Genomic DNA, 13523 nt, shown 5'->3' on the forward strand with positions numbered 1-13523 from the left:
TTCTATTTAACTCCTGATTATCTTGTTTTTCCTTTGAAAAGATGGATGTGTTCCAGTGCTTTTCCAGTGCCGATCGCAACACAATCCAGCGGATCTTCAGCGATAAGAACAGGCATTTTCGTTTCGTCGCTGATGACTTTGTCGAGATTGCGCAGCAGGGCGCCTCCCCCTGTTAATACAATACCTCTGTCCATAATATCAGCGGCCAGCTCAGGCGGTGTTTTTTCAAGCGTGCTCTTCACCGCGTCAACGATTGAGAGAACTGTATCACGCAGTGCATTTGCAATTTCCGTTCCCGTGATTTCGATCGTTTTCGGCAGACCTGTCAGAAGATCGCGGCCGCGGATTTCCATTGACGCATTTTCTTCACCGGTTTCTGCTGAACCGATTTCCATTTTAATGGCTTCCGCCGTACGGTCACCGATCATCAGATTATATGTTTTTCTGATATAGCTGATGATTGAGTCGTCCATTTCGTCACCGGCTACGCGGATTGACTGAGACGTGACAATGCCGCCTAAAGAAATGATCGCCACTTCAGTTGTTCCGCCGCCGATATCAACGACCATGCTGCCCGTCGGCTCCCATACCGGAAGATTCGCGCCGATTGCTGCCGCAAACGGTTCTTCAATCGGATAAGCGTCACGTGCGCCCGCTTGTCTTGTCGCGTCGATGACCGCCCGTTCTTCAACGGCCGTAATACCTGACGGCACACACACCATAACGTAAGGCTTTCTCGCAAACAATCCTTTATTTTTCACAGCCTGATTAATGTAGTATTTCATCATTGTCGCAGTTGTTTCATAGTCAGCAATAACGCCGTCTTTCATCGGACGGAGAGCAACCACGTTGCCCGGAGTTCTTCCGATCATGTTTTTCGCATCGTTACCGACCGCAACGATTGACTTCGTATCCGTTTGCAGAGCAACGACAGACGGCTCTCTCACTACGATTCCTTTACCCTTAACAAACACAAGCGTATTCGCGGTTCCCAAATCTATACCAAGGTCTCTTGTACCAATTCCGAACATATGTATGTATCTTCCTTTCTTAAAGCAAAAATACCCTAAAGGGAAAAACTCATAAAATCTATTATATCTTAAATCAACGAAAAAAAAAGTGTTACAAATATCCTTTTTCCTTTAAACTCACAAATTTTTTGTCACCAATGACCAAATGATCCAGCAGCTCGATGCCGATTAAATTTCCGCACTCAAAAAGCCGCCTGGTTACCTCTATATCTTCCCTGCTCGGTGTAGGATCTCCTGAAGGATGATTGTGAACACAAATGAAGGACGCGGCGGATCGTTTGAAAGCTTCTTTAAACACCTCCCGCGGGTGGACAATAGATGAATTCAGACTTCCGATAAAAACGGTGCGTTTATGAATGACTTGATTTTTGGTATTTAAATATAAACAGACAAAATGCTCCTGGGATAAAAAGCGCATATCCTCCATCACATACTTCGCCCCGTCTTCCGGAGAGCGGATGACGCAATGCTCCCCGGCGGATGTCTTATGAATGCGGCTCCCCAGCTCAATTGCGGCAAGAATCTGAACGGCTTTCACCGTGCCGATTCCCGGAATGCTGGAAAGCTCCTGGGCAGAGGCGCCTTTTAACAGTCGCAGCCCGTCAAACGTCCGCAGCAGCCGGTGAGCGAGGTTCATGACGGACTCATGTTTCGTTCCCGTCCGCAGCAGGATGGCGAGCAATTCATTGTTAGAGAGATGTTCGGCTCCGAAGTGCAGAAGCCGCTCTCTCGGTTTTTCTTTTTCGGGGAAATCTCTTAATTTTAACGGCAGATCACGGATGATCAACCCCTCCTTGTTCCCCTTCCCGGTTTGAACATCAAGCTTTTATATTAAATTCTTTCAAGGCTCTCATTGTTTTAGCGACAGGAAGCCCGACGACAGAATAAAAATCACCGTCTATTTTTTTCACTAAAAGCGCGCCTTTTCCTTGGATGCCGTATGCACCTGCTTTATCCATCGGTTCTTTTGTTTCAATGTAGAGCTGTATGTCGTCTTCACTGAGCGGCCAAAACGTCACTTCCGTCGTGTCACAGAACGTTTCTTTCCGGTCATGCGTCTGAATGCTGACCGCCGTAATGACTTGATGGCTTCGGCCGGAAAGCCTCCGCAGCATGTGTGCCGCTTCTTCCCTGTCACGCGGTTTGCCGAGGCATTCGCCGTCTATGCACACCATCGTGTCAGCCCCGATAACGACTGCATCGGGATTTTCGGCCAATACAGCTCCGGCTTTTTGCTCGGCCAAACATTGGACGTTTTCTTCCGGCGAAAGGTTTCGATTTAATTTTTCTTCTGTGCGGCTTGCAATAATGCTGTAAGGAATCTGAAGAAGATTAAGGAGTTCTTTTCTTCGCGGAGATTGTGATGCGAGTATTAAGCGTTTTGTCATGATTGTCATCCTTTCAGGGTTTGCTTAAGAAAAAAAGATACTTGTCTATCCTACCAAATCAAACGGGCAACCACAATTTCAGAAAAATAACTTTTTGATGACAAAATAAAAAATCCCGCCGGATGACGGGAAATGAGATACTATTTTACAACACTTAAAAGCTCTTTTTGGGCTTTCCAGCCGGATTCCGAACCCGACGTTTCCAGTTCTTTCAGCGCTTGAAGGACGGCCTCTTTCTGCTTTTTGTCAGCGGCGTCTGCACCGTCTGCCGCTTTTGCCGCTTCAGCCACTTCCGTTTTTGAAAGATCTTTGCCGGTAATCGCTTTGGCGGAGAGCTCAGATGCCTGTTTAAAAGAGTCTTCCAGTCCTGAATCGACCGCAAAGCTGAGCTCTTTTCCGCCCCAAGCCTCAAAATCATGGTCTATCAGTGTCTGACCCAATTGCTGTGATAAGCTTTTTTCCGCTGCAAGCCCGGCGATCACGTATGTGTATCCGTCTTCTTTTGCCAGAGAGACGGCCGAGTATCCTTTTTCAGTCAGCTGGTCAACAAGCGTTTGCGCTCCTTTTTCTGATGAAAATTTTCCGGCCTGCACCGCATATGTTTTATAGTTTCCCTCTGAAGATTCCGCATCTCCTGTGCCGGCTGTTTCAGATTTGTCTTTAGAAACATCTCCCGCTTTCGCCGTCTGCCCTTGTGAACCTTTGTCAGCTGATGCCGGAGCGGAGGCTTCTTTACTTCCCGACATATTTAAGGCGACAAGGCCGAGCCCGGTGCCTAAAACAGCCGCAACGGCAATTGTCGTGACCGCTTTTTTAACTGGAGAAGACGGCTGCTTTTTTTTCGGAAAATGAGGGCCGTTTTTTTTCTTCTGGTATGGCGGAACGACTTTCGGGTCATCTTCAAATACCTCAGAATTCTTCTCATGATCCCAATTGAAATCTTCTTCTTTCGGATCTTCATGGGATGCGGCGGTCTCCTGCTCCGCCTTTTTTGTTTCTTCCCAATTTGAAAATGTGACGGTTTTCTCCCCGCCTGCTTTCACATCTTCTTGTCCATACATCGTTTCTTCTTGTCCGTTAATGGTTACTTTAAGGGCATTGTTTTTTGCGTTGCTGTGCTTTTTGCTCTTCCTTTTTTTCAACGTCTCTTCCCCCTTGCATTCGTCTTGGCCGTACCTTGAACTGATCATGGTTCACACTTTAGCATAGGCGAAAAAAAAAAGAACAAGACTTTTGTCGTCTTGTCCAAAAAACGTTCGCCAAATTTTTCAAGCCCCGCCTGAAGCGAGCTTGATGTAAAACGAAAACAGCTCTTCACCGTATAAATAACTCAAAGCGCTCCCGGCTGAGATGGCCGGCGCAAACGGAAATGGCTGCTTTTTACCAAGCCTGCCCCGGGCTGCGGCGCACATACCGTATACGGCTCCGATCATAACGGAAAGAAAGAATGCAATGAGCACGAGCTTCACGCCGAGCGTCAGGCCGATCACCCCAAACAGTTTCACATCACCTGCGCCGATGCCTCCTTTACTGACAAACATGATAAAAACAAGCAGAAAAAATCCGCAAACGGCTCCGGCAAACCCTGCATACCATGAATCCAGCGGAGAAAACATACGGCCAGCGATGAAAAGCGGAAGAAAAAACAGCAGAACCTTGTCAGGAATCAGCATATATTGCAGATCCGTCATAGTAACAATCATGAGCAGAGACAGAAATAACAGCGCGACTAACAGTTCTTTTGAGAAACCGAAATGAATGCCTGCAGCCGTGAATAAACACGCCGTCCAGCATTCCGCCGCCGGATACATAACCGACAGCTTCGCACGGCAGTTTCTGCATCTGCCTCTTTGCAGAATATAGGAAACGACAGGCACAAGCTCCCCCCAAGAGAGCGGCAACCGGCAAAACGAACAGGCTGAACGCGGCGAAATAACCGAAATTCGCAGCGGGATACGGCACGCTGCTGTATAAAAAAAAGAACCGAAAATCAAGCCGAGAAAAAACAGAATCAAAAGCACTCAGACCACACCTTTACTATCAATCTGGCTCAGATTATAGCAAAGAAAAACACCATGACTGAAATGGCTGAAAATATATTTTCAGCATAAAAACACCCGGCAAAACCGTAAAATGGTCTGCCGGGCATCCGAGGGGCTGTCAGATAAGCCGCTTTCTCATTTCTGAAATAAAATATAAGGAGCCGGTAATGATGATGACATCATCCGCCCCGTCTTTTTGTTCTATCCATTCTTTCACACTGTCCGGGTTCTCATCGAAGCTCTTATCCGCTAGACTGCTTGCGTTATAAAGGGCTTCGGCGCTTGAAGCACGCGGAAAGTCAAATGATACAAAGTGAATGGAGTCTGCTTCGGCTTCAAGCTTTTTAATCATTTCCTGATACGGTTTGTCTTTTAATGCGCTGAATACGACATGGACGTTTTTACCGGCAAAGCGCTGCCGGATCGTTTCTGTCAGCGTTTCAACGCCCTCTTCGTTATGCGCGCCGTCCGCAAACACTAAAGGGCGGCTTTGAAGACGTTCAAACCGGCCCGGCCACGATGCTTTTTTCAGGCCGTTTCGCATCGCTTCTTCAGAAATGGCTGCGGCTTCCAGGCGATTCAGCCATTCAGCGGCCAATATCGCCAATGCCGCATTCTGCCTTTGGTGAATGCCGATCAGCGACGTTTGAATGTTTTCATAGCATTTCGTTTCCGTTTCCAGCGAAAAGCTTTCACCGGACGGAAGCGCCGCTTCATTAAACAGTCTGCACGTTTTATATAGTGACTGATACGGAGCCTGCTTTTTTTCGGCTTCCGCTTCAATGACGCCGAGTGCTTCCGGCTGATTGACGCCCGTAATGACCGGAATGGAATTTTTAATGATACCGGCTTTCTGCCCGGCGATCTCCTCGATGGTATTTCCTAAAATCGCCATATGGTCATGTCCGATACTTGTAATGACCGACAGGAGCGGATTCACAATATTGGTTGAATCAAATGTGCCGCCGAGCCCCGCTTCAAAAATGACAAAATCGATATCAGCCCGCTTCGCAAAATATAAAAATGCACACGCTGTAATGATTTCAAATTCTGTCACCGTTCCGGCATCGGTCTTATCAAGCTCATCGACTATCGGTTTTATGTCATTAACGAGCGTTCTCCATTCCTCATCAGAAATCGGCGTGCCGTTGACGCTGATACGCTCATTAAACGTAATAATGTAAGGCGATGTGAACGTGCCGACCGTATAACCGGCTTCTTGAAGCACGGAACGGATAAAAGCGACGGTCGATCCTTTGCCGTTTGTGCCCGCCACATGAATGGCGCGAATGTTCTTTTCCGGGTGTTCCAGTTTTTCCATCAGCTTTTCCATACGGAGAAGGCCCGGCTTAACGCCGAACTTGAGTCTGCCGTGAATCCAGCTGATCGCTTCTTTGTACGTATTAAACAATGAAATCCCCTCTTTTATACGACAAGGCGGTTTCTTAGGAAACCGCCCCGCTGTTTTATCAGCCTTTCAGCTCTGCAATCCGCTGCCGGACAGCTTCGCGTTTTGCCGTGTAGTCTTTCTCTTTTCCGCGTTCTTCTTCAATGACATGCTCAGGAGCTTTTTTAATAAATCCTTCGTTGCCGAGTTTTTTCTGAACGCGTTCGACTTCTTTTGTCAGCTTGTCGAATTCTTTTTGCAGACGGGCGATCTCCTCATCAATGTTAATCAGCCCTTCAAGCGGCAGAATGACTTCCGCTCCGGTGACGACCGCTGTCATCGCTTTGTCTGCCGCAGTGATATCCGTCCCGATTTTCAACGTGCTCGGATTCGTAAAGCGTTCAACGTAAGAACGGTTCTTCTCAAGGCGGCCGGCAATGTCTTCGGTAGATGTTTTAATGTAAAGCTCAACCTGCTTGCTCATCGGCGTGTTGACTTCGCTCCGGATATTGCGGACAGAACGGATTAATTCAACGAGCAGTTTCATATCCGCCGCTGCCTCTTTATCCGTATGTTCCGGCACCGGAACCGGCCAAGAGCTGATCGTGATTGACTCGCCTTCATGAGGAAGGTGCTGCCAGATTTCTTCCGTTAAGAATGGCATAAACGGGTGAAGAAGACGCATCGTCTGGTCAAGCACGTATGCCAGAACAGAACGGGTTGTTTTCTTCGCCGCTTCATCTTCCCCGTACAGCGGAAGCTTTGCCATTTCGATATACCAGTCGCACACATCGTCCCAGATAAAGTTGTACAGGTGGCGTCCGACTTCGCCGAATTCATAACGATCCGCAAGCTGGGTTACGTCTTCTATCGTTTCATTCAGTCTTGTGAGGATCCACTTATCAGCAACTGATTTTTCACCGGACAGATCAAGCTCGTCATACGTCATGCCGTCCATGTTCATTAATGCAAAACGGGAGGCGTTCCAAATTTTATTTGCGAAATTCCATGTGGATTCCACTTTTTCATAGCTGAAACGGAGATCCTGTCCCGGTGAACTTCCGGTTGCCAGGAAATAGCGCAGGGAATCCGCTCCGTACTTGTCGATGACATCCATCGGGTCCACGCCGTTCCCAAGGGATTTACTCATTTTTCTGCCCTGCTCGTCACGGATTAAGCCGTGAATCAGCACGTCTTTGAACGGACGCTCGCCGGTAAACTCAAGACCTTGGAAAATCATCCGGGATACCCAGAAGAAAATGATGTCATATCCCGTTACAAGAACATCGGTTGAGTAATACCGCTTAAAGTCTTCAGCGTTTTCATCAGGCCAGCCCATTGTAGAAAACGGCCAAAGCGCGGAGCTGAACCATGTATCAAGCACGTCTGAATCCTGTTCCCAATTTTCACTGTCCTTAGGCGCCTCAAGGCCGACGTACACTTCTTTTGTTTCTTTATGATACCAAGCCGGGATGCGATGGCCCCACCACAACTGACGGGAAATACACCAATCACGGATATTTTCCATCCAGTGCAGGTACGTTTTCTCGAACCGGTCAGGAACGAAGTGAACTTTCTCTTCTTTTGACTGAAGGTCAACCGCAGCATCGGCCAGCGGCTGCATTTTGACAAACCATTGTGTGGACAGGTACGGCTCAACAACGGCGCCGCTTCTCTCACTATGTCCGACAGAATGCATATGGTCTTCGATTTTAAAGAGAACACCGGATTCCTGAAGATCTTTGACGAGTTTTTTGCGGCATTCAAACCGGTCCATGCCGTTATATTGCAGCGCTTTTTCATTCATTGTTCCGTCTTCATTCATGACGAGAATCCGCTCTAAATTGTGGCGGTTTCCGAGTTCAAAATCATTCGGGTCATGGGCAGGCGTGATTTTAACGGCGCCTGATCCGAATTCCATATCAACATAATCATCGCCGACGATCGGAATTTCGCGGTTTGTAATCGGCAGAATCACCGTTTTGCCGATTAAGTGCTTGTAGCGCTCATCTTCAGGATGAACCGCGACAGCCGTGTCGCCAAGCATCGTTTCCGGACGGGTGGTCGCGATTTCAATTGAGCCTGAACCGTCTGCTAACGGATAGCGCAAATGATAAAACGCGCCCTGTACGTCTTTGTAAATTACTTCAATATCGGATAAAGCCGTTTTTGTGGCAGGGTCCCAGTTGATGATATATTCGCCTCTGTAAATCAAGCCTTTTTTGTACAGCTTGACGAATACTTCCCGCACTGCTTTGTTCAGCCCTTCATCAAGAGTGAAACGTTCGCGCGAATAATCGAGTCCGAGTCCCATCTTGGCCCATTGGCTGCGGATGAAATCAGCATACTCTTCCTTCCACTTCCACGTTTCTTCTAAAAACTTTTCACGGCCGAGATCATAACGGCTTGTGCCCTGTTCGCGGAGTTTCGCTTCGACTTTTGCCTGAGTGGCGATGCCGGCGTGGTCCATGCCCGGAAGCCAGAGCACGTCATAGCCCTGCATGCGTTTCATACGCGTAACGATATCTTGCAGCGTCGTATCCCACGCATGTCCGAGGTGCAGCCTGCCCGTCACGTTCGGCGGCGGAATGACGACAGAATACGGCTGTTTCGTTTGATCGCCGCCCGCTTCAAAATATTTTCCTTTCAGCCAAAAATCATAGCGGCCTTTTTCAATCGCAGACGGATCATATTTTGTCGGCATTGTTTGTTCGTTTGTATCCATGATAACCCTCCAGCATGTTTAGAAATGGCTGAGCAACTAAAAAAGAGCCTTCATCCTGATAAAGGACGAAAAGCTCTTTCGCGGTACCACCTTTTTTCATGAACAGATTTGTTCATGCACTTAAACGGATAACGGGTGCGGCCCGAATTTCTCTACTGTATGTTCAAGAAATTATGCTCCCGGGCGACCTTCCAATGAGACGGCATAAGAAGCCTTTCAGCACAGTAGCTTCTCTCTCTTCATGCGTCTTTCTTGTACTCTTCCCGTTCAAAGCAGGTGTATTTATATCAGCTCATGATCTTATTTATTATGTTCTTTATTATAGTAAAAGTGTTTTTGATTCGTCAATCATCTTTTCCAAAAACCGCTGCCGTCATACATAAATGGGCATGCACCCCGCCCTTTCCCTTACATACGATACATAGAAAGGCGAATGTGAGGAGGAATTGCCCGTGAGAAAAAAATTCAATTCTTATTCGCTCCCCCAGTGGGCCAGACAGGTCCGCCTTGTATCCGTGCAAGTCATTATCCCGATTACGATCTTTCAGGGGATCAGGACGATTTTCTTTCCGACGACTTTTGATGTCCTGCTGCTTGCCATCCTGCTGTTTTTAGCGTGCGCCCTGCATTTGGAATGGATATAAAAAAACGAGTCCCGTTATGAAGAGGACTCGTTTTCCGCTTTTATTTTTTTCTCCCGCTCAATCTGATGAACCTTCATGAGAAAAGGCTCAACATTTTTCATCTGCCAAAACGCTCTTAATAATTGCGTGCACTCTTCTTTTTCAGAGCCCCTTTGGCCGGTCTGATACCGTTTCAGCACTTTGTACATGGCGGACGGATAAGCCATATAACTGAGAAACAGGCTGATTTCCGCTTCACGGAGCGGGAATGATTTGTGATACGTATAAAACCAGTCCAGACACTCCGGGCATGCTTTCGGATAGCTTCTGAACATTCTGGAGTAAAAGCCGAGCAGGTCGTTTTGCGGAGGGCCCAGCGCAGCTTTCTCGAAATTCGTGAAAAAGCCCGATCCCGCATCATTATACAGAAAGTGGCGGCTCGATAAGCTGCCGTGGTTGATCACCGCTCTCGTCTTGTCATGACCCTTTGCCGCGTCAAACCATTCTTCCAGACGTTCCAGAGCGAAATTGACGGCGGAAACCGTTTCTGTAAGATACGTAACAGCTTGCAGTTCAAAAGGTGAAAGGTACCACTCTTTTTCCGCCCGGTCGGCGAATTGTTCATAGACAAGCTTATCATTTTCCCAATCTCTTTTCGTTGCTTCATAAAAGCCGCTGATATCTTCAGTCCGGATGTGGATGTCCCGCACAGTCGCGGAGTGGAGCTTCGCGACCTCTTTAAAAAGGTAAACATGTTTTTGGTCCCGTTCCTCTTCCTGATCGTACTGAAGCCAAGGCATTAAATAATAAGAATTCTCCGTCTGTCTTCCCGCAAAAAAACCGCCGGCATACGTGCGGCAGATCGGCACAAATGATCGGTAGCCTTTCTCCTCAATCTCAATCATAAGATCCGTAAATTCACTGCTGCGGGCCGGCTTGAGCTGTTTCAAAGCAAAAATGCCGTAGTTTGAGTAGACCTTCCAAACATGCGGGCTGACAGGCTCAATATACTCAGCCGCCAGCCCGTATTCCTGAAGCACTGATTGGACTGCTTCCATTCCATTCACCACATTTTTACGGCCTCTTTGTGCTTACGCATGGCTGTTATTATATTCAGGTATATACAGAAGCTGACCTTCTTCAAGCTCGTCATCAAACGATAAAGCATTCGTTCTGATGAGCTGCTGGGATGTTATGTCATATCGTTCACACACCCGGTCGATAGTATCTTGCTGCTGTACGATACAAATTTTCATTCTTGAAAACTTTTCTTCTTCCCTTGTAAATAATTTTGTCAAGTAATGAGAGTTGTCATTTTCCTTCTGCTCGGTTCCCGGTGCCGCTTCTTCATTCTTTCTTTCAGACTTAAGCGGCTCAGGCGGTTCAGCTTGCGCCGGCTCCTCAGGCGGCAGTTTGGAAAACTGAAAAGACAAATCGAGAGGCTTCCCGGTTTCCTCCGGCGGCGCCATCTTCCTTACCTCAATTTCGAACCCTACTTCATCCTGAGCCTCTTCTTCAAGCAGCTTAGGAGCGCTGTAAAACTCCTCTTCCTGCTGTTCCGGAACGAACTCGCGATAAACGGGCGCCTGCTCTTCTTGAAAAACCGCAGGCTCATCTTCGTCTTCTGCCGCCTCATGATCGCTCTGACGGAGAAGCGGCTCGGCCTCTGGCTGCTCTTCTTTTTGAAGGAAGGGCTGTTCCGCAATTTTTGGCTTTTCTGAATGCGGAGTCAGAGTGAACGCAGGGAAAACCGGCTCGTTATCATCTTTTGGCTCTTCCTGCACTTCTGCTGAATCATCCTCAAATACAGGTTCATTCCTCACAGCCGACATGATTGCAGGCTCCTCAGCTTCTTCCGGCTCTTCTTCGTGTTGGAAGGAAACGGGAGGAGGAGGCTCAGTAAAGGAAACAGGTTTCGGCACCTCTTCCTGCTCCCTCAGAACCGTGGCGGTCTCCTGCTCTTCTTCTTCCCGCTTCCTCAAAATCGGGGCAGCTTCCTGCTCCTCTTCTTCCCGCTCCCTCAGAATCGGGGCAGTCTCCTGCTCTTCTTCTTCCTGCTCCCTCAGAATCGGGGCAGTTTCTTCCTCTTCTTCTTTGTGCTCCCTCAGAATCGGGGCAGTTTCTTCCTCTTCTTCTTTGTGCTCCCTCAGAATCGGGGCAGCTTCCTGCTCTTCTTCTTCCCGCTCCCTCAGAATCGGGGCAGCTTTCTGCTCTTCTTCTTCCCGCTCCCTCAGAATCGGGGCAGCTCCCTGCTCTTCTTCCTCCTGCCTGAGTAAAGGCGGGGTTTCTTCCTCGGTTTCTTGTGCTGCTTCTTTTGATACACTCAAAGGTATTTCAGGCTCATGGCGTATCATTAATTCTGGTTGGTTTTCGTCCTCCGAATGATGTCCGGCAAGATTGATCATTTCTTCTCTGGCAAATTCAGGCGCCACGTACAAAGGGATCTCCGGCTCTTTTGGCTCGGATTCCTCAAGCAGCCCTTCAATTGCCAAATCAGCCTGAATGGTTAAGATCCTTGAATCCGTCAGCTGATAATCAAAGGCATCGATAAATACGAAAACATCATTGAGGTGGCTCACTTTATTTTTCGGAATCGTAATGTCCACCGGGAAACAATGAATGAGCTCGGCCGTGCCATCCTCCCTCGCCCTCACTTCCTCTACATGCCTCAGCTCCCTGTCAAGCTCTTCAAAATGACTGCTGTGATCTATGTTGTACTCGCCAGTAAGTTCTAATGATCCTTTAATTGAGACATAATCATTTACTTCCTGCACCCTGATGTCAGGGTCTAATGAAATCGAAAGTAATTCAGAAACTTCCTGTCCTTTTTGGAAACAGATTGATTCTTCAACAGAAAATTGCAATCGGTGATTATGCGGCAAGTTCATATCCTCCTTTCATCTAATCCATACAATTAGATGTCACTAAAGGTGTATGCCGCAATCCGGGGAAATATGATAATGGAGGCATTGAAAAAAGCCGATACAAGTCTTGCTTGCATCGGCTTTTCGGTATCAGCGGCTGATCGCCTGGAACACTTTCTCAGCGGCTTGAATGGTTTTTTCAATATCCTCCATTGTATGCGCAGTGGAGAGAAACAATCCTTCAAATTGAGACGGAGGCAGAAATACGCCTGCATCAGCCATCCCTTTATAATATTTGGCGAACAGCTTTAAATCAGAAGATTTGGCTGTCTCATAGTTAATGACAGGCTCATTTGTGAAAAAGAAGCCGATCATTGAACCCGCCCGGTTAAACGTGTGCGGAATGCCATGTGCTTCAGCTGCTTTTGAAATGCCTTCTTCAAGCATATCGCCTTTTTTCACAAATTCTTGGTAAGATTCAGGTGTGAGCTGCTGTAACGTCTCAAGTCCCGCTGTCATGGCAAGCGGATTTCCTGACAATGTTCCAGCCTGGTAGATCGGACCGCTCGGCGCGATTCGTTCCATAATGTCAGCTTTTCCGCCATACGCACCGACAGGAAGACCGCCGCCGATGACTTTGCCGAGACACGTTAAGTCAGGCGTCACGCCGAAATACCCTTGCGCACAGTTATAATCCACGCGAAAACCGGTCATGACCTCATCAAAAATGAGCAGCGCGCCATACTGTTCCGTCATGTCGCGAAGTCCTTGTAAAAAGCCTTCCTGCGGCGGAACAACGCCCATATTGCCTGCTACCGGTTCAACAATGACCCCGGCAATATCTTCACCGTACTCCCGGAATGCGAGTGCAACGCTTTCCAAGTCGTTGTATGGAACGGTAATCGTATTCATTGCTATTCCTTCCGGCACGCCCGGGCTGTCCGGAAGGCCGAGTGTCGCCACTCCGGATCCCGCTTTGATCAGCAGTGAATCACCATGGCCGTGGTAACAGCCTTCTAATTTCAAAATTTTGTTTCGGCCGGTATATCCTCTTGCCAGACGCAGGGCGCTCATTGTCGCCTCTGTGCCGGAGCTGACCATCCGTACGATTTCAACAGACGGCACACGGTCAATGACCAATTTGGCCAGTTCGTTTTCCACTTCAGTAGATGCCCCGAAACTTGTCCCGTTCTCAGCTACTTTTTTCAGGCTTTCAACGACCCGGTCGTTCGTGTGGCCCAAAATGAGCGGCCCCCAGCTCAGGACGTAGTCGATATATTCATTGCCGTCAATATCAAATATTTTCGATCCTTTTCCGCGCTGCATAAAAATCGGGTCCATATCGACTGATTTAAACGCGCGCACCGGGCTGTTCACTCCGCCCGGCATCAGTTTCTGCGCTTCTTTAAAAGCGGCTTTTGATTTTTCATAGCTTCTCATCTGCCTCAGCTCCCGTCAAATGA

General features: G+C 48.0%; 11 protein-coding genes and 1 other annotated feature. Of the genes, 1 reads left to right on the forward strand and 10 read right to left on the reverse strand.

Annotated elements, in window-relative coordinates; translation table 11 throughout:
• Positions 1-17: 17 nt before the first annotated feature.
• From mreB to NYE62_RS14065, 7 genes are all read right to left on the reverse strand, one after another.
• Positions 18-1031, reverse strand: a complete 1014-nt coding sequence (mreB, locus tag NYE62_RS14035; protein WP_003152647.1) for a cell shape-determining protein MreB — start codon at positions 1029-1031, stop codon at positions 18-20.
• Between the two features lie 91 nt (positions 1032-1122).
• Positions 1123-1818 (reverse strand): DNA repair protein RadC, encoded by a 696-nt coding sequence (gene radC, locus NYE62_RS14040; protein ID WP_007408165.1) that lies wholly within the window; start codon positions 1816-1818, stop codon positions 1123-1125.
• A 31-nt stretch (positions 1819-1849) separates the two neighbouring features.
• Entirely contained in the window at positions 1850-2419 is a 570-nt protein-coding gene (locus NYE62_RS14045) for a Maf family protein (protein WP_015417926.1), read from the reverse strand.
• A gap of 140 nt (positions 2420-2559) precedes the next feature.
• Positions 2560-3561 (reverse strand): SPOR domain-containing protein, encoded by a 1002-nt coding sequence (locus NYE62_RS14050; protein WP_095352884.1) that lies wholly within the window; start codon positions 3559-3561, stop codon positions 2560-2562.
• Positions 3562-3687: 126 nt separating this feature from the next.
• A complete protein-coding gene (locus tag NYE62_RS14055; protein WP_012118107.1) occupies positions 3688-4440 on the reverse strand; it encodes an A24 family peptidase in 753 nt (250 codons plus the stop codon).
• Positions 4441-4579: 139 nt separating this feature from the next.
• On the reverse strand, positions 4580-5872 hold the full coding sequence (locus NYE62_RS14060; protein ID WP_095352883.1) for a folylpolyglutamate synthase/dihydrofolate synthase family protein: 1293 nt from the start codon (positions 5870-5872) through the stop codon (positions 4580-4582).
• Between the two features lie 58 nt (positions 5873-5930).
• A complete protein-coding gene (locus NYE62_RS14065; protein WP_095352882.1) occupies positions 5931-8573 on the reverse strand; it encodes a valine--tRNA ligase in 2643 nt (880 codons plus the stop codon).
• Positions 8574-8631: 58 nt separating this feature from the next.
• Positions 8632-8853: a binding site (T-box leader), on the reverse strand.
• 172 nt (positions 8854-9025) lie between these two features.
• On the opposite strand from NYE62_RS14065, the gene NYE62_RS14070 reads away from it, so the two are divergent.
• Positions 9026-9217 (forward strand): hypothetical protein, encoded by a 192-nt coding sequence (locus tag NYE62_RS14070; protein ID WP_003152639.1) that lies wholly within the window; start codon positions 9026-9028, stop codon positions 9215-9217.
• Between the two features lie 14 nt (positions 9218-9231).
• On the opposite strand, the gene ysxE is transcribed toward NYE62_RS14070, so the two are convergent.
• The 3 genes from ysxE to hemL form a co-directional block, all read right to left on the reverse strand.
• Entirely contained in the window at positions 9232-10254 is a 1023-nt protein-coding gene (ysxE, locus tag NYE62_RS14075) for a spore coat protein YsxE (protein ID WP_342497005.1), read from the reverse strand.
• Between the two features lie 33 nt (positions 10255-10287).
• A complete protein-coding gene (locus NYE62_RS14080; RefSeq protein WP_342497006.1) occupies positions 10288-12078 on the reverse strand; it encodes a LysM peptidoglycan-binding domain-containing protein in 1791 nt (596 codons plus the stop codon).
• Between the two features lie 132 nt (positions 12079-12210).
• A complete protein-coding gene (hemL, locus tag NYE62_RS14085; protein WP_342497007.1) occupies positions 12211-13500 on the reverse strand; it encodes a glutamate-1-semialdehyde 2,1-aminomutase in 1290 nt (429 codons plus the stop codon).
• Between the last annotated feature and the right edge of the window lie 23 nt (positions 13501-13523).

This window comes from Bacillus sp. FSL K6-2861 (assembly GCF_038630725.1).
Classification (GTDB): Bacteria; Bacillota; Bacilli; order Bacillales; family Bacillaceae; genus Bacillus; species Bacillus velezensis.